Genomic DNA, 17,944 nt, shown 5'->3' on the forward strand with positions numbered 1-17,944 from the left:
TCAATACATATTATTACTTTCTGGTTGTTTGTCTGGCCCCGGCAGTCTGGATACAGGCAGACGCGGGAGTTCGGATAATTTCGTGAGGCGAGCGGTTTTGGGTCCAGGATTGAGAGTCGTATCGGTATTTTTGCTGGCGCTGTTGGCGGCAACGGTGTCGGGTTGCACCTACGTGGTAAGCCTGGCTGCTGACGAATTGGCCACCAACCTGGGGGCGGCAGTTCGCAACCAGAACGATCCGGAAACCGTGCGCCAGGGCGCGCCCGCCTACCTGTTGCTGGTAGACAGCCTGGTCGAGGGTGACGGAAACAATTATCGTGTCCTGTTTGCCGGGGCGCGAATCTATGATTCCTACTCCAGTATTTTCGTCAATGATGTTGACCGTGCACGGCGGTTGAGCGGCAAGGCATGGAGCCATGTCAACAAGGGCCTTTGTCTGAAACGCAAGGCGTACTGTGATTTGAGTACGAAATCCTTCGCCGAGTATTCCGGGGTAATTTCAAAAGTCGAAGACAGTGATGCCGCCGCCCTGTATACCTATGCCAGTGTCTGGGCGGGCTGGATCCAGGTCAACAGCGGAAACTGGAAAATAGTCGCCGACATTCCCAAGGTGCGTGTTGCCATGGAGCGCGTAGCACAGCTGCACCCCGATCATGACCAGGGCGTGATATACCTCTACCTGGGTGGCCTGGCGTCATTGTTGCCACCGGCACTGGGAGGGAAACCTGAAGAAGCGCGACAGTTTTTCGAAAAGGCCTTTGATCTTTCGGACAAAAAGAATCTGATGGCCCAGGTCATGCTGGCGGAAAAATACGCGCGTCCGACATTTAATCGCAAATTGCACGATAGTGTGTTGAAACAAGTGGTTGCTGCCAATGTCGAGGCCAGCGGCTTTACCCTGACCAATGTCCTGGCGCAGGAACGTGCACAAAAACTTTTAAGGTCTGCCAATGAGTATTTCTAGAAAATTCGGATTGCAGGGACTGATGCTGGCCATGATGGCCGGCCTGTCTGTTTCAACGGCCCAGGCGCTGACGCTGAAAATCGCCACCTTGTCACCTGAAGGCACGGCGTGGATGCAGAAGATGCGTGCCGGTGCCGCAGAGATTTCGGAAAAAACATCTGATCGGGTCAACTTCAAGTTTTACCCCGGCGGCATCATGGGTGATGATGAAAGCGTGTTGCGCAAGATGCGAGTCGGTCAACTGCACGGCGGCGCGATTACCGGCGGCAGCCTGGCAAAGATTCTGCCTGACATGCTTGCCTATAATATGCCGTTTGCTTTCCGTAACCTCGACGAAGTGGACACGGTGCGGGCTATCATTGATCCTGAACTGATCGCCGGCCTGGACAAAAAGAGCTATGTCAGTTTTGGCCTGGCCGAAGGCGGCTTCGCCTACCTGATGTCCAACAAGGCGGTGCATTCAGTTGCCGACCTCAAGGACCTGAAAGTATGGGCGCCCAACGGGGACAGGATTACTTACGCAGTGTTCCAGCAGGGCGGTGTTACCCCGGTAGCACTGCCGGTGTCCGATGTACTGACCGGGCTACAGACCGGGCTGATCAATACCGTCAGCGGACCACCTATAGCGGCTATCGCGCTGCAGTGGCATACACGCGTCACTCATCTAACCAATCTGCCGCTAATGTATATTTACGCGCTTATGGTGATCGACAAGAAGCAATTCATGAAAATATCTCCGGCGGACAGGACTATTGTGCGTGATGTCATGGAGAGAATTTACAAGGAAATAGACCGGGCCAACCGTGCCGATAACGATCAGGCAATTGCAGCATTAAAATCACAGGGCATCACCTATGTTGAGCTTGAACAGGCGGAACGCAAGCGCTGGTATGAAATTGCCACCGGTGCCGCCAATCAGCTCAGGCAGCAGGGAGTCGTCGGTGGCAAGACGGTGGACAAGATGTTCGGAATCCTGAAGAGTTCTCGTGCCGCTGAAAAAAAATGATCGACCTTAATCATAACGGCCTGGATGCACCAAAACCGCCGCCGCCGGCATCACCGCTGATCGCAAAACTGCATTACCTTGAAGATGTCATGCTGGTTGTCTTGATCGGTGCGATGGCATTGTTCGCTATTGCCCAGATACTGCTGCGCAACCTGTTTGGCGGCGGCCTGGTCTGGGCCGACCCGCTATTGCGTGCACTGGTGCTGTGGGTAGCCATGATCGGTGCCATGGTGGCGACGCGGGACAATCGTCATATTCGAATTGATGTGCTGTCGCGCTATCTTCCGAAGCGCTGGACTCATTGGCTGCATCTGCTGATCCACGGGGTGTCATTTTTCATATGCCTGTTGCTGGCATGGCACAGCATGCGTTTTGTTGGCATGGAGCTGGAAGCGGGAACAACCGCATTTGCATTTGTTACGACCTGGATTGTTGCCGCAGTCATACCACTGGGATTCAGCGTCATGGCGCTGCGTTTTGCCCTGTATGCACTGCATGAATTATCCGGTATCACGGGTATCAGCAAATGATTCCCGCGCTGCTGCTAATCCTCGCCTTGCTGGGTACGCCCCTGTTTATTGTCATTGCGGCATCGGCACTGTACGGTTTTCACCAGGGAGAGATAGATCTTTCCGTTGTCATTATTGAAATTTACAGGCTGGTTGAAACACCGGTACTGGTAGCGATACCGCTGTTTACACTGGCCGGGTATCTTTTGAGTCATACCCAGGCATCGAGCCGACTGGTTAACCTGGTTGATGCGCTGTTTGGCTGGTTGCCCGGTGGACTCGCGCTGGTGGCGCTGGCCGCCTGTGCCATGTTCACCGCGTTGACCGGCGCCTCGGGCGTAACCATTATCGCTCTTGGTGCCTTGCTTTACCCGGCCCTGATCAAGGGCGGGTATGCCGAGCGTTTCAGCCTTGGACTGATTACGTCATCCGGCAGCCTGGGCTTGTTGTTCCCGCCATCCATTGCGCTGATTCTTTACGGCGTTATTGTCCAGCAAGTGGGTGTCGGTGCACCGGTTTCCATAGATGAGCTGTTTGTTGCCGGCATTGCTCCAGGATTGCTGATGCTGTTATTGCTTGGCAGCTGGTGCGTGTTTCACAGCCCGGCCATGGAAAAGAAGCCATCTGACTGGCAGACGATCCGCAAGGCGGTTTACCTGGCGCGATGGGAGATTCCTATTCCATTTGTTGTGCTGGGCGGCATTTATGGTGGAGTGCTGGCCATATCAGAAGCGGCCGCCGCGCTGCTGCTGTACGTACTGGTCGTGTCACTGTTTGTGCTTCGTGAGATCAGGCCGCGGCAGTTGTCGGAGATCATGCATGAAGCCATGGTATTGATCGGCGGCGTACTGATTATCCTCGCGGTCTCACTGGCATCTACCAACTACATGGTGGACGCGCAGATACCGCAAAAGTTGCTGGCATTCGTTCGTGAGTATGTCGACAGCAAGCTGACTTTCCTGATTCTGCTCAACCTGTTTCTTTTGATGCTGGGCATGATGCTGGATATATTTTCCGCGCTGGTGATTATTGTTCCGTTGATATTGCCGATGGCCGTGAGCTATGGTGTCCACCCGGTGCATCTTGGCATTATTTTCCTGGCCAACATGCAGATCGGGTATTTCACGCCGCCGGTGGGCATGAACCTGTTTATTGCCAGTTTCCGGTTTAATCGTCCGGTCATGGAGCTGTACCGGGCCAGTATTCCGTTCATGTTTATCATGATGCTGGCAGTACTGATTATTACCTATTGGCCGACGCTGTCCCTGTTTGCCATCAGCCAATGATGCATCCTGTTTCCATGAATCCTTCTTATGGACAGTAATCCCGATTTTGTTTTCGATGCAACTGACGAGTCATTCCGGCAACTGGTCCTGGAAAACTCGACCCGGGGGCCTGTGCTGGTTAATTTCTGGTCGGCGGGCGTGGGTCCGTGCCTGCGCGTGTGGGACACACTCAAGGCGTTGGTACAAAGCTATCAAGGCCGGTTTCTGCTGGTAAATATCAATACCGACAGCTATGGCCAGTTGTCCAGGCAGCTCGGAGTCAACAGTCTGCCCACCGTGCATATCTATCGTGATGGCGAGGTGGTGCATCGTATCCACGGGGCTGAGTCGGAGAAATCCTTCATCGACGCCATTGATCGATACCTGGCTACGCCGTCTGACAAGGTATTGGCTCACGCAACCGCCTTGTTTCATTCGGGCGATCAGGGCAAGGCAGTTGATGTTCTGGTACAGCTGGTTGCGGCCGATCCGTTCAATATGCGGGTTACTGCTGCCTTGCTGAAATTCCTGATCGTCATGAAGGCCTATCAGCGTGGACTGGATGTGGTGGCCGGTCTTGACGAATCCATGCAGCAGAAGCCGGAGATAGGCTCACTGAAAACCCATCTTGAGCTGCTGGTCGAATCCGGGCACGACAGATCAGCATTAATTGATGAACTGGCTCGCAACGATTTGCCGGAAACCCGGTTCAGGCTGGCGGCAACCTGCGTACTGGAAAATGATTTTGAAGCGGCGCTTGAACAGCTCATGATTGTAGTCGAAAAGCATCGGCATTTTCGCGATGATATTGGTCGACGTAGTATGCTTGCCCTGTTCGACCTGCTTGGTCGCGATCACCCGTTGACCTCCGTTTATTGGCAAAAACTCAGCAGCTATCTGCACTAGATTCGCCGTGGTATCGTGTTCCTTCCCGGTTCCCCGGCCGATTACCACCTGGCGCCGGTATTGCCGCTCCGTGGCTGATGTAATCAACTGCCTGGCAATCCCGGTAACTTGGAAACGCCAATCGATATTTCATCTGCATGTCAGTTTTTTGTTGCAGCCAGCCTCGAAGAGCCTGCCTGGAGCAGGCCGATGGTATTGCAGCTTCTAAATAAGGCGGCGCGGTGATGTGGTTGGGCGTTGTGGCGTTAAAGTTTCTCTCACTAAAGAGGAGTACGACCAAGTTTTGGGGTCAGGATGTGGCCCGGCGTAATCGAAAGACCATTTGCTGTCACCCGGCCAAAACGAGGTTTGGCGAGAGTGTTTTTGACCTCGGCCCGGGTGTTGCCAGGCGGCCGGGGCGGAATCGGGTCAGTATTTACGGGGGCAGACAACAAGACAACAGACGGGGTATCATAAGCTTCCTGACCATCGCAGATTGTACCCCATGGCCAAAGAAATCCTGTTCGAAGAATCGCTGATACGCAAATACGACACCAGCGGACCCCGGTATACGTCTTATCCTACGGCAGTTCAATTTGATGTCGGTTATGGCGAGCAGGACTATCGTCAGGCGTTGCGTGATTCCAATTCCAGCGGTCGGCCGTTGTCACTGTATTTTCACGTCCCTTTCTGCAATACCGTGTGCTTTTATTGCGGTTGCTCCAAGGTGGTAACCAAGCACCGCGAGCGTGCAGCACCGTATTTGGCGCTGGTTTATCAAGAGATGGCCATGGTCGCTGCGGAGCTGGATACGGACAGGTCGGTCGACCAGCTTCACTGGGGCGGCGGTACACCCACATTTATCAGCCATGATGAAATGCGCGAGCTGATGTCAGTAACGCGCAAACACTTTAACCTGCACGACGATGATACCGGCGAGTACTCCATCGAGATTGACCCGAGAGAGCTGGACGCAGACACGCTGCCACTGTTACGGGAGCTGGGGTTCAACCGCATGAGCCTGGGCGTACAGGATTTTGATCCGAAAGTGCAAAAAGCGGTCAACCGGATTCAGCCCGAGGCCGTGACCATCGCCGCGCTGGAACAGGCTCGCGCGCTGGGGTTTCGCTCCATCAACCTGGACCTGATCTACGGTCTGCCATTCCAGTCGGTGGCCAGTTTCTCGGCGACGCTGGATCGCATTTTGGAAATTCGGCCCGATCGGCTGTCCGTATTCAACTACGCGCACCTGCCGGAAATGTTCAAACCGCAGCGTCGCATTAATGCTGAGGATTTGCCGTCACCGGCTGAAAAACTGGCGATTCTGGATATGGCGATTACCAAGCTGACTGACGCCGGTTATGTGTATATCGGAATGGATCATTTTGCCCTGCCTGGCGATGAGTTGGCGGTAGCCCAGCGCGAAGGTACGCTGTATCGAAATTTTCAAGGTTATTCTACTCATGCCCATTGCGACCTGGTCGGCTTTGGCATGACATCCATTGGTGCGGTAAACGATCACTATGCTCAGAACGAAAAAACAGAGGAAGGCTATGCCGCTGCAATCCAGGCGGGGCATTTGCCCATTATTCGCGGCCTGGCATTGTCTGACGATGATTGCTTGCGTCGAAAAGTAATTACCGAACTCATTTGTCACTTTCGGCTGGATTTTGAGCGTATCGAGAATGCGTATCAAATACGTTTTACCGAATATTTTGCCGACGAGTTACGACGCCTGGAACCCATGCAGCAGGACGGGCTGCTGGAGCTGTCTGACAATGGGATTCAGGTTTTTCCCGCTGGTAAATTGCTGATTCGCAATATATGCATGATTTTTGACGCGTATTTGCGCAGCGGGGAAAGTGGCCGATTTTCCAAGGTGATTTAGGCCATGCTGTACCCGGTTCCGGGTAGACCTGCCGGGCTATTCCTGTTCAAATAGGCGGTCCGGATTATACTAAGAACAACTAGGGCTGTAACAATCCATTCAAGAGGCGTCACATGAGCTCATCGAAGCGGGCATCCGTGGTGAATATCGGAAAAATCAAGGTTGCTTGTCAGGAATGTTCCTTGCGTGAACTGTGTCTGCCTTTGGGGCTGACAGATCAGGACGTTTCCAGTATCGAAAAAATCGTTCGTCGTACCACGGACCTGAAGAAGGGCGAATACCTGTACCGCATGGGTGATGAGCTCAGAGGGCTGTTTGCCATTAATCGTGGCAGCGTCAAGACCCTGGAAATGGGCCGTGACGGCGATGTCCAGATTACCGGGTTCCATTTGCCGGGCGAACTGCTGGGCGTCGATGCCATTAGCACGGACAAGCATCCTTGTGACGCTATTGCCCTGGAAGCCACCCAGGTCTGCGAAATTCCTTTGGATCAGCTGGAAGAGCTGGCGCGCCAGGTGCCTGGCCTGCAAAAGCAATTATTGCGCATCATGAGTCGTGAGATCGTTCATGACGAGAATATGCTGATGATGCTGGGCAAGATGAGTGCTGAAGCCCGCCTCGCCAGCGCCCTGCTGAGTTTCTCTGAGCGTTTTTTCCGGCTTGGACAGTCTGACACCGAGTTTCGTTTGACCATGTCGCGCCAGGACCTGGGCGATTACCTGGGCTTGGCCCTGGAAACGGTCAGCCGCCTGTTTTCCCGGTTCCAGGCTGATGGCCTGATCGAGGCCGAAGGTCGCCAGTTACGTTTGCTCGATATGGATGGGCTGCGTGAACTGGCCGGAGAGGTGGTCGAGCGCAAAAACGGGAAGCGCCCCGCCGCGTCCTGATCCGGGTCGACCCCTGTTGTTGTCAACTTTTTCCTGTGCGATTAGTTGACAATCGCCGCCACATCCCCTAGTTTTGCCGCCGATAAAATCCGTATCACGCTGATTTCCCGGAGATTTTCCATGACCCATAGTGTCGCTGACATCGAAGCCCTGTTTGCTTTGCCATTTAATGATTTGCTGCACCGGGCGCATAGTACTCACCGGGAAAATTTCGACGCCAATGCTGTGCAGGTCAGCACGCTGTTATCCATCAAGACCGGCGGTTGCTCGGAAGATTGTGGCTATTGTTCGCAGTCCGCACGCCACAATACGGGCGTTGAGCGTGGTGGCCTGATGTCACTGGATGAAGTCATTGAAGCGGCTTCGGCCGCCAAGGCCAAGGGTGCGACCCGCTTCTGCATGGGCGCTGCCTGGCGCGGCCCCAAGGATCGCGATATTCAGCCGGTGAAAGAGATGATCCAGGCGGTCAATGGCCTGGGCCTGGAAACCTGCGTCACCCTGGGCATGCTCAAAGAAGGGCAGGCCGAGGAACTGGCTGCGGCCGGGCTGGACTATTACAACCACAATATCGATACCGCGCCGGAGTATTACGACCAGATTATTACCACGCATTCCTACGATGATCGTATCGATACCCTGAACAAGGTGCGCGGTGCCGGCATCAAGGTCTGTTGCGGTGGTATCGTCGGCCTGGGTGAGTCGCGTCGTCATCGTGCCGGTCTGCTGGCGCAACTGGCCGCCATGGACCCGGTTCCGGACAGCGTTCCCATTAACATGCTGGTACGAATTCCCGGCACGCCGGTTGCTGATGATGACAGCAACAAGGGCGTCGAGCCGCTGGAGTTTGTGCGTACCATTGCCGTTGCCCGTATTGTCATGCCGACGTCCATGGTTCGGCTGTCAGCCGGTCGTGAGGCCATGCCCGATTACCTGCAGGCCATGTGCTTTTTTGCCGGCGCCAATTCCATTTTTTATGGCGAGAAACTGCTGACCACCGGCAACCCGGATACCAATACTGATATGCAAATGTTCAATGATCTCGGCATCAAGCCGATGGAAGTGGAAATTCCGCACAAGGGCGAGTGCCGCAAGGCATCCTGATTTGTGCAGGAAATGTTGTCAAAAAAGGCGCCCCGGCGCCTTTTTTATTTTGTTGTTTTTGTTGTTGGTCGGGCAATATCTATCCATATAAATAGTATTAGTACATACCGTGATAGATTTTTTCCATATTTGTGCGAGCGGCAACCTTGGTAGTCGATCTATAATGGAGTTTCATTGGCTGCATTAGCCGGGTGCGCAGTTCCCGCCGGTTCCGCCTTTCCTTTCATTCAATACTTGTTTGCAGGGGGGTGAGTATGCTCAAGCGTTTATATTATGTTCTTCCCGATGTTTCCCGCGCCACGCACATGTTCCATGATTTGTTGCTTGCCCAGGTTGAGGCGCGTCGAATTCATGTCATGGCCAAACCGGGCGTTGACCTGGGCGATATGCCTGAGGCGGGCCTGAACCAGCGCACCGATGTGCTGCATGGCGCCGTGCAAGGCATTGTCTCAGGTGGCGCCACGGGTGCCGCGCTCGGATTGTATCTTTACCAGTTTCCCCCGGAAGGCATGCTGGTGCCGATGGCGGCGATCTTGTTAATGGCCTTGCTGGGCGCGAGTTTTGGTGCCTGGGCGGCGAGTCTGATCGGCCTGGATGTGCCCAATACGCAACTGGAGCGGTTCGAGAAAGCGATTGACCAGGGCAAGGTGCTGATGATGATCGACGTGTCGCGACAGGACATGAAAAAAATTGAAACCATCATCCACAACCAGGATCCTGATGCTGTTGCCAAAGGTGTGGAGCCGACGATGCCGGCATTTCCATAAGTGGATTGTAGGGTGCTGTCAGAAATAACGTCGCGATAGCGGCGTTATTTCCTTATGCAAACACTTCGCGGGTCTCAAAGCTCATGGTGTCAAGATCCGCCAAGACATAGGTGGGCGGTGCGCTGACGCCGCCAACGGTGCCGGGATCTACCCACCAGGTCGTACCACCCTTGATGTTGGTGATTTCATCAATGTGCAGCTTGTGTTCATGACCACTGCAGACAAGATCGTAATCACCGGTCAGCGCCATGGCGCGGGCGTAATGCGGGTAGTGCACCATGAAAATGCGGCGGCCACCCAGTTCCAGCGTCGCGTCCTGGCCATGGTAGGTAATAATGCTGCCGGGCCGGTGCGATTGCCGAGCCAGGTGAAAGGTATCGCCTTCATTATTGCCATGAATTACGTGATGCGGAATCTCGAATTCCCGAATGCAGTGCAGCGTGCTGGGCGCGACGATGTCGCCGCAATGCAGCACCGCCTCGGCGCCCAGTGCCTTGGCCTCGCGCACGGCACCGGCGAGAAACTCGCGGTGATCGTGACTGTCGGAAAGAATGCAGATTTTCATGGCCGCGGATTGTACTGGTTCGCGGAGGCGGGAGCCAGAGCGCGGCCTTGTCGGTCGTTATTTGGACAGGTTGAGATAGACCCGGCTTGGCTCTGAAGAACTGGCGGAGACAATGTCCAGGTCGCCATCACCGTCCAGGTCACTCAGCGCAATATCGTCTTCACCAAAGCTGCCGAGGTTGGTATTAGCCAAAATAAAGTTTGCCGAACCCTGGTTGAGCCAAACTTCGTTGCTTTTGACGATATCGATATCCCCATCGCCGTCAATGTCGCCCAGGGCGAGACCGTCGGCGGAACCGCCAATTGTTTGGTTGCTTTTTTGGAAGCTGACAGCGCCGTGATTGATCCAGATTTCGGCGGGGTCATCGCCGGAGGCAACTACATCCAGATCACCGTCGCTATCCAGATCGACCAGGAAAATGTTATTAAGAGAGCTATCGCCAAGATTCTGGCCGGAGAAGGAAAAGTTGCCTGTTCCATCGTTAATCCATATCGGGTTAGGATTTGGGGTAACCGTCTGCGTGGACTCCTGAGGGAGGATATCGGTGGTAGTGATTTCCCCCCATGCAGTAGAGAGTGTTACGGCAATCAGGTCCTGATCTCCGTCATTGTCGATATCTCCAAAGGCAATGGAGTGACCGCCAGGACCGGTAAAGCCGCTATCGCTGAAGTGACCGGTACCATCATTTAGCCAGATTGGCGCGCCAAATTCATTGGTAGCAATATCCAGGTCGCCATCACCGTCAACATCAGTCAGGGAAACAGCACCGAAGGAGCGCCACGATTCGCGTCTAAGGGTCTGACCGGTATTGGTAAGATTGCCCGAGCCGTCGTTTAGCCAAACCGGATAATTTCCCAGGGTGATGATGTCGAGATCGCCATCATTATCGATATCCCGGGGAATGCCTCCAAGTTTGAGCCTGTCTAATGACAAGTTCCGATTGGAGAACGATCCATTACCATTGTTCATCCAGATTGCCCCGGTATTTTGATGATATCCATCTATGATGATGTCTTGATCACCGTCACCGTCCAGATCACCACTGCCAATGATGGCAGAAGTGTAAAGTGTGCGCCCAGAATAGTTGTTGGAAAGCAGGCCGCCACCCGTGTTGAACCATGTTCTCCATGTGATACCGGTGCCACTAGCCAGCAATATGTCCGGGTTCCCGTCGGCGTTCAGGTCAGCAACTTCAATTGCTGCAGCATTTCCGGCAGGGGTTCTTGAACCGCTATCAGAAAACAGGCCGCTGCCATTGTTAATCCATACCCTGCTGGTTCGAGTTCTATCTACAGAAATCAGATCAAGATCCCCATCTCCATCCATGTCGGCCAGGGCGGCACATACTTCGTCGACATTTAACGCGCTGGGGTAACCGGGTGTCAGAAGTGGGCCATTGTCTATCATGTTTCCGACTCCATCGTTGGCCCATAGGATAATGTTGGAGCCAACAGTAATTACGTCGACATCACCATCACCATCAATATCACCGGTAAGAATCGCGTCAGCAGTTGTGCCAAGCGTTTGGGAATCCAGGGAAAAACCCGCATTGCCGTCATTGAGCCAGATCAGGTTTTGCTGGCCAAAGCCATTACCCGACAAGAGATCGAGGTCATTGTCGCCGTCGATATCTGCCAGAGCCAGTGCATATGTGAGGTTATTTCCAAGGGCGGCACCGCTGTCGATGAAATGACCGCCACCAGTGTTAATCCATACGATATTGGGAGATCCCCATCCCCCGGAAACCAGATCGATATCGCCGTCGCTGTCGAGATCGCCGACTACGATCTGACCATGCAAAGAAGAATCAGGAGTACCCAGTGCCTGGCCAAAGCTGAAGCTGCCGTCGCCATTGTTAAGCCATAAGCGATCCACCCCGGAATCGTTAAGAGTAACAAGATCAAGATCGCCGTCGTTGTCTAGGTCCGCCAGCTTAATAGATCTGGTATCTTCTGAGCCCAGCCGCACACCAGACTGTGAAAAATTTCCGGCACCATCGTTTAGCCAGACCGGATTAGCCCCGTCCATTGCGTCGACAAAATCCATGTCGCCATCGTTGTCGATATCGCCAACTGCTACGGCTCTCGGGCTATAGTACGGTGCCAGGTACAGATCGAATGTGTCTGATGGGGCAGCGAAAGACAGGGTAGGGGCTGGAGGACGGTCCTGCGAGCTGTTTTGGCAGGATGATGCCGAGAAAGCCATCAGGATTACGGATAGTGTGACGGGTATTGAATATTGTTTTTTCATCCTGTTCTCCAGATTCCTTGGCGACTGGAAATGACGGTTCAGTACGTCGGTATCGTCCTCTGCTAACTAATATATACCGGAAGACTGGTCTTGTACATGGCGAGGGAGGGTGTGGAGGTAGTTGGGTCTGAGGAAGATAGATATGGGCTGAGAATAGCTTGCTGGCGAAACAAGCTGATTTTGATCTGAGCAGTTGTAGGTCTCCGAATTTGATTCTCCTGCATCAGGAAAAACAAAGGGCGCCCCCAAGTATTATGGTAGGCGCCCTTCAATTTCTTCTTATTGCAAAGTTGGTATTGTTATTACCGGTCAGTGTGTGTCAGACCTCGTCTGTTACTAATCCTAGACCAGTAATGGAACAATCAACAGGGCAACGATGTTAATAATCTTGATCAGCGGGTTAACGGCCGGACCGGCGGTATCCTTGTAAGGATCGCCCACGGTGTCACCGGTAACTGCTGCCTTGTGGGCATCGGAACCCTTGCCGCCAAAGTTGCCGTCCTCGATGTATTTCTTGGCGTTATCCCAGGCACCACCACCGGTGGTCATGGAGATGGCCACGAACAGGCCGGTAACAATGGTACCGAGCAGCAGGCCACCCAGGGCCTTGGGGCCCAATACTAGGCCGACAACCAGTGGTACGGCGATAGGCAGCAACGAAGGAATAATCATCTCCTTGATGGCAGACTTGGTCAGCATATCAACAGCCTTGGAGTAGTCAGGCTTCTGGCTGTAATCCATGATGCCCGGCATTTCCTTGAACTGGCGACGTACTTCATTAACGATGCCGCCGGCAGCGCGACCGACCGCTTCCATGGCCATGGCGCCAAACAGGTAGGGCACCAGGCCGCCGATGAACAGGCCAATGATGACCATGTGATCGGACAGGTCGAATGCCAGGTGTTTGCCCATGGCTTCAAGGCTGTGGGTGTAGTCGGCGAACAGAACCAGCGCCGCAAGTCCGGCAGAACCAATGGCGTAACCCTTGGTAACGGCCTTGGTGGTATTGCCAACAGCATCAAGCGGATCGGTGATGTTGCGGATCTTTTCATCCAGCTCGGCCATTTCGGCGATACCGCCGGCGTTGTCGGTGATCGGGCCGTAGGCGTCGAGCGCCACGATAATGCCGGTCATGGACAGCATGGCGGTTGCAGCGATGGCGATACCGTACAGGCCGGCCAGTTCGTGGGCGCCCCAGATACTGGCACATACCGCGAGCACCGGTGCTGCTGTGGACTTCATCGAAACACCGAGGCCGGCAATAACGTTGGTGCCGTCACCGGTAGTGGAAGCTTCAGCAATATGGCGAACCGGGCTGTACTCGGTGGCCGTGTAGTACTCGGTGATGATAACCATGGCCGCAGTCAGTGCCAGGCCGATCATGGCCGAGCCAAACAGTTGGTTGACCGAGTAGGCGCCGTTGTTGGCCATCATCTGTTCGGTAACAAAGTAGAACGCAACAGCAGACAGGCCACCGGCTACGGCGAGACCGCGATACAGGGCGTTCATGATCTTGCCACCTTCACGAACCTTGACGAAGAAGGTGCCGACGATAGACGCCAGGATGGATACGCCACCCAGTACCAGCGGGTACATGACGGCATTGCCAAACGCCGGGAAGGTCAGCGAAGCCAGCAACATGGTGGCGACAACTGTAACAGCATAGGTTTCAAACAGGTCGGCGGCCATACCGGCACAGTCACCAACGTTGTCACCAACGTTGTCAGCGATAACGGCCGGGTTGCGCGGGTCATCTTCCGGGATGCCGGCTTCTACCTTGCCAACGATGTCGGCACCGACGTCAGCGCCCTTGGTGAAAATGCCGCCACCCAGTCGGGCGAAGATGGAGATCAGCGAGCCGCCGAATGCCAGGCCAACCAGCGGGTGCAGTGCATCCTTGGCGCCCATGGAAGTCAGTACTGCGTACAGGCCGGCAACACCCAGCAGGCCCAGGCCGACTACCAGCAGGCCGGTAATGGCACCGCCGCGGAAGGCGATTTGCATGGCAGCATTGAGCCCGTCATTGGCAGCCTGGGCGGTGCGTACGTTGGCGCGAACGGAAATGTTCATGCCGATATACCCGGCTGCGCCAGAGAGTACGGCGCCGACCGCAAAGCCAATAGCCGTAGCCCAGTTCAGGAAAATACCAATAATGATGAATAGTGCGACACCTACCATGGCGATCGTGGTGTACTGGCGATTCAGGTAGGCCTTGGCGCCTTCCTGTATAGCCGTGGCGATTTCCACCATGCGTTCATTGCCGGCAGGCTTGCTGAGTATCCATTGTCTCGACACCAGGCCGTAGACGATGGCAGCTCCGGCACATAACAGTGCAAAGATCAGGCTACTAGACATCGTTTTTTCTCCTCTCCCGTAACCGGGGTTTCAGGTTCGTCAGTGGTCGCGTCAGACCAGATAAAAATTCATCTGTCGCGAATTCTTACAAATATCCCTGCGGGGCCTATTTGACCCAGATCAGAATTTCATAAGTATTTGCTAATATACTTCTTATGGCCCTATTGATTTTTATCCTTGAGCCATTTCGTCCACCGCAAAAACAGGTGGTCTACCGCATTTGTTCAAAATTTCGGGAGAGAAGTGCAATGACGGCTGCTACCTGATTGGTCCCTTGGCCAGGCCGCCGTCAAACACGGTACCCGGTTCAAAGCCAAACAGGCTGTCCAGTCTCAATTCCCGGATCAGCTTGTCTACAGCCTGCTGACCATGTTCCCGCTGCACTTCGGAGAGAATCAGCTTGCAGGCATTGCCATTATAGAAGCCACCGAAGTCAGCCTGTACTTTGAGCAATTCTCGCGCTTTATCCAAGGTCAAGGTTGTTTATTCCCCTATAAGATTTGTCAGCAGAAGAAAAAATGCCGCTGTTCCCGGGGGTTACAGCGGCATCTTGTTTTGCCTTTAGATTTCGAAGTTGCCTTTCAGCTTCTTCGGAACCGCGATTCCCTTGACGCGCACATATTGTGGCATGCCATCCTTGAACGGTGGGTAGTCTTCACCCTTGATCAAGGGTTCAAGATAGTTGCGGCAGGCCTGGGTGATACCGTAGCCATCCTTGCTGATGAAGTTGGTTGGCATCATCTTTTCAACATTGGCTACCTTGTTCAGTGGTGCCATGCCGACTTTCCATTTGAACGGCTTGTTGGACAGGCGCTCAACAGTAGGCATAACCGAGTTATGGCCCTTGAGCGCAAACTGGACCGCAGCCTTGCCCATGGCGTAGGCCATGTCCACGTCAGTCTTGGAAGCGATATGGCGGGCGGCGCGTTGCAGGTAGTCGGCAACGGCCCAGTGGTTTTTCAGGCCCAGCTCACGCTGAACCATGCCGGCGATAACTGTCGCGGCACCACCCAGCTGTGCATGGCCAAACGCATCTTTCAGGCCGGTATCGGCCAGGAAGCGGCCATCTGGCCAATGTACGCCTTCGGATACAACAACAGTACAGTAACCGTGCTTTTTCACCATTTCATCAACGCGGCCGAGGAATTTCTTCTCGTCGAATTCCACTTCCGGGAACAGGATGATGGTCGGGATCGGGTTATTGGCTGTTGATGCCAGGCCGCCGGCAGCGGCAATCCAGCCGGCATGACGGCCCATTACTTCGACGATAAATACCTTGGTGGACGTCTTGGCCATGGAGGCAACGTCAAAACTGGCTTCCTGGGTGGAAACGGCAATGTACTTGGCTACCGAGCCAAAACCCGGGCAGTTGTCGGTAATCGGCAGATCGTTATCAACGGTCTTCGGTACATGAACAGCCTTGATCGGGTAGCCCATGGATTCGGACAGCTGGGATACTTTCAGGCAGGTGTCAGCAGAGTCGCCACCACCGTTGTAGAAGAAGTAACCGATGTTGTGCGCCTTGAATACTTCGATCAGGCGTTCGTATTCGCGACGGTTTTGTTCCAGGCTCTTGAGCTTGTAACGGCAGGAACCAAACGCACCTGATGGCGTATGACGCAGGGCGCGGATAGTGGCCGCGGATTCCTTGTTGGTATCGATCAAGTCTTCGGTCAATGCACCAATAATACCGTTGCGTCCGGCATAGACATTGGCGATCTTGTTCTTGTGCTTGCGCGCTTCCTCGATAACACCGGCAGCCGAGGCATTGATAACCGCTGTTACGCCGCCGGACTGGGCATAAAACGCATTTTGTGCCGGCTCACGAAGAATACGTGCACGTGGCGCTTTTTTCTTTACGGCTTTCTTTTGTTTCTTCTTTGAAGCTTTGCCGGTCAGGGCTTTGCTGGCTGCCTTCTTGGCAGTCTTTTTCTTTGCTGTCTTCTTCTTGGCTTTCTTGGCCATGATGAATGTCTCCGTGATTGGGTCGTTAATTGAAAAGGAAAATGGTCTTGCCGGGGTTATTTCTTGCCGGCTTGTTCGCGTTCACGCTCTTTGGCTTCGTGATCCGCCTGCACCTGCAACAGCTCAACCGTGCAGGTGGTAATATCATCATACTCGGGCTTGCCGGTACCGTATTGCTGGTAGCCACGATAATAAAATTGCGCGCGGTAGCGGCCATCGCCCACCTTGAAAATAACGAAATTGCTGCCGCGCCCGGACCAGTACACAACCGGTACCTCGGTAAGTTCGCGGTCTGCCGGGCTCATGCGAATTTCGCTGTCACCCAGTTCCAGCGATATGTCGTCGCCGTAACGTTCTTTTAGCGTTTCCTTGATACCCCAGAGCTCGGTATCGTTGAAATCAGCAATTTTTCCGGTCATGGAAAGCCGCTCGTGCCTGTTTGTGAATATTGTCTTGAATTCTGTATTTCGTTTTGACCATCAATCTGGAATCTGTTGGTCGATCCGGATCGATGGCCCGAAAAGGGCGCTAAGGGTAACGCATTTCGGCGTTTTTGCGTACTGATACCGTCACGATAAAGTATCAATAAGTGGATAGGACAGCTTTATGACTCGCCAAAAGGCGTTGACGCGGTATCAATCAAAAAGGTAGGTTTACCATGGACTCACACCACCTCAGGAGGTTGGGTGAGAAATTAAAGCGAAACAAGAACTTACAAGTGAGAGTCTGCCATGCGAATCGTGCTACTAGGAGCGCCGGGTTCCGGCAAAGGAACACAAGCCAAGCAGCTTGTTGAAAAATACAGTATTCCCCAGATTTCTACTGGAGATCTGCTGCGTGAGGCGGTGGCAGCGGGTACCGAGTTGGGTAAGCGTGCCAAGGAGGCCATGGATGCGGGTCAGTTGGTATCGGACGAGATTGTTCTGGGCATGATCCAGGAGCGCCTGGGCCAGCCTGATGCAAAAAGCGGGTTCATCCTGGACGGTTTTCCGCGCAACATTCCCCAGGCGCAATCACTGGATGCCATGCTGGCCAGGATGGGTCAGCCGTTACAGTTGTCATTGCTGGTGGATGTGGATTCTGATGTGTTGCTGAAGCGCATCACCGGTCGTCGCAGCTGCGGCTCTTGCGGCGCCATCTACAATATTCATTTCTCCGCGTCCAAGGATGCCGGCAAATGCGATAAATGCGGCGGCAACCTGGTTCATCGTTCTGATGATAACGAAGCAACCGTGGCCAATCGTCTGCAGGTTTATGAGCAGCAGACTGCACCGCTGGTTTCCTATTACAAGGCACAGGGCAAGCTACGCACGGTTCAGGGTATTGGCAGCATTGATGAAATCTTCAGTCGTATGTGCGATGTGATTGAAGCCCAGATTCGTCCGTTGGCCGCAGCCATCAACCGTCCTGCCCCGGCCGCAGCCAAGCCGGCCCCGGCGGCCAAGGCTGAGACCAAGGCTGCAGCACCGGCTGCCAAGCCGAAAAAGGCTGCGAAGAAAGCGGCCAAAAAGGCAGCCAAGAAAGCTGCGAAGAAAGC

15 protein-coding genes and 1 pseudogene are annotated in these 17,944 nt (G+C 54.1%); 10 read left to right on the forward strand and 6 right to left on the reverse strand.

Going from position 1 to position 17,944, the window contains the following annotated elements:
- Window positions 1-82 precede the first annotated feature (82 nt).
- The 9 genes from OEZ10_06430 to OEZ10_06470 all read left to right on the forward strand — a co-directional run bounded on the left by OEZ10_06430 (window position 83) and on the right by OEZ10_06470 (window position 9,272).
- Entirely contained in the window at window positions 83-964 is an 882-nt protein-coding gene (locus OEZ10_06430; GenBank protein MDH5632619.1) for a TRAP transporter TatT component family protein, read from the forward strand.
- Window positions 951-1,970 carry a TRAP transporter substrate-binding protein DctP gene (gene dctP / locus OEZ10_06435; GenBank protein ID MDH5632620.1) on the forward strand — a complete coding sequence of 340 codons (1,020 nt, stop codon included), beginning with the start codon at window positions 951-953 and terminating at the stop codon, window positions 1,968-1,970. Before OEZ10_06430 ends, dctP begins: the two co-directional genes overlap by 14 nt.
- Window positions 1,967-2,500 (forward strand): TRAP transporter small permease, encoded by a 534-nt coding sequence (locus OEZ10_06440; GenBank protein ID MDH5632621.1) that lies wholly within the window; start codon window positions 1,967-1,969, stop codon window positions 2,498-2,500. The genes dctP and OEZ10_06440 overlap by 4 nt, the downstream gene beginning before the upstream one ends.
- Entirely contained in the window at window positions 2,497-3,765 is a 1,269-nt protein-coding gene (locus tag OEZ10_06445) for a TRAP transporter large permease subunit (protein MDH5632622.1), read from the forward strand. Before OEZ10_06440 ends, OEZ10_06445 begins: the two co-directional genes overlap by 4 nt.
- Before the next feature lie 27 nt (window positions 3,766-3,792).
- Window positions 3,793-4,650, forward strand: a complete 858-nt coding sequence (locus tag OEZ10_06450; GenBank protein MDH5632623.1) for a tetratricopeptide repeat protein — start codon at window positions 3,793-3,795, stop codon at window positions 4,648-4,650.
- 484 nt (window positions 4,651-5,134) lie between these two features.
- Window positions 5,135-6,517 (forward strand): oxygen-independent coproporphyrinogen III oxidase, encoded by a 1,383-nt coding sequence (gene hemN, locus OEZ10_06455; protein MDH5632624.1) that lies wholly within the window; start codon window positions 5,135-5,137, stop codon window positions 6,515-6,517.
- A gap of 113 nt (window positions 6,518-6,630) precedes the next feature.
- Window positions 6,631-7,404 carry a fumarate/nitrate reduction transcriptional regulator Fnr gene (gene fnr / locus OEZ10_06460; GenBank protein MDH5632625.1) on the forward strand — a complete coding sequence of 258 codons (774 nt, stop codon included), beginning with the start codon at window positions 6,631-6,633 and terminating at the stop codon, window positions 7,402-7,404.
- 120 nt (window positions 7,405-7,524) lie between these two features.
- Window positions 7,525-8,505, forward strand: a complete 981-nt coding sequence (gene bioB, locus OEZ10_06465) for a biotin synthase BioB (protein ID MDH5632626.1) — start codon at window positions 7,525-7,527, stop codon at window positions 8,503-8,505.
- A 254-nt stretch (window positions 8,506-8,759) separates the two neighbouring features.
- Window positions 8,760-9,272, forward strand: coding sequence for a DUF1269 domain-containing protein (locus OEZ10_06470; protein MDH5632627.1), 513 nt, complete (start codon window positions 8,760-8,762; stop codon window positions 9,270-9,272).
- 52 nt (window positions 9,273-9,324) lie between these two features.
- On the opposite strand, the gene OEZ10_06475 is transcribed toward OEZ10_06470, so the two are convergent.
- The 6 genes from OEZ10_06475 to OEZ10_06500 all read right to left on the reverse strand — a co-directional run bounded on the left by OEZ10_06475 (window position 9,325) and on the right by OEZ10_06500 (window position 16,826).
- On the reverse strand, window positions 9,325-9,837 hold the full coding sequence (locus OEZ10_06475) for a metallophosphatase family protein (GenBank protein MDH5632628.1): 513 nt from the start codon (window positions 9,835-9,837) through the stop codon (window positions 9,325-9,327).
- A gap of 57 nt (window positions 9,838-9,894) precedes the next feature.
- Window positions 9,895-12,087 carry a VCBS repeat-containing protein gene (locus OEZ10_06480; protein ID MDH5632629.1) on the reverse strand — a complete coding sequence of 731 codons (2,193 nt, stop codon included), beginning with the start codon at window positions 12,085-12,087 and terminating at the stop codon, window positions 9,895-9,897.
- A 342-nt stretch (window positions 12,088-12,429) separates the two neighbouring features.
- Window positions 12,430-14,442, reverse strand: coding sequence for a sodium-translocating pyrophosphatase (locus OEZ10_06485; protein ID MDH5632630.1), 2,013 nt, complete (start codon window positions 14,440-14,442; stop codon window positions 12,430-12,432).
- Window positions 14,443-14,700: 258 nt separating this feature from the next.
- Complete coding sequence (locus OEZ10_06490) at window positions 14,701-14,919, reverse strand: hypothetical protein (protein MDH5632631.1); 219 nt, start codon at window positions 14,917-14,919, stop codon at window positions 14,701-14,703.
- Window positions 14,920-15,003: 84 nt separating this feature from the next.
- Complete coding sequence (locus OEZ10_06495; GenBank protein MDH5632632.1) at window positions 15,004-16,407, reverse strand: 6-phosphofructokinase; 1,404 nt, start codon at window positions 16,405-16,407, stop codon at window positions 15,004-15,006.
- 56 nt (window positions 16,408-16,463) lie between these two features.
- Complete coding sequence (locus OEZ10_06500; protein MDH5632633.1) at window positions 16,464-16,826, reverse strand: hypothetical protein; 363 nt, start codon at window positions 16,824-16,826, stop codon at window positions 16,464-16,466.
- A 312-nt stretch (window positions 16,827-17,138) separates the two neighbouring features.
- On the opposite strand from OEZ10_06500, the pseudogene OEZ10_06505 reads away from it, so the two are divergent.
- Window positions 17,139-17,783, forward strand: a pseudogene (locus tag OEZ10_06505) (adenylate kinase).
- Window positions 17,784-17,944 lie beyond the last annotated feature (161 nt).

Source organism: Gammaproteobacteria bacterium, from assembly GCA_029880545.1.
GTDB lineage: Bacteria > Pseudomonadota > Gammaproteobacteria > Acidiferrobacterales > SZUA-150 > JAOUOD01.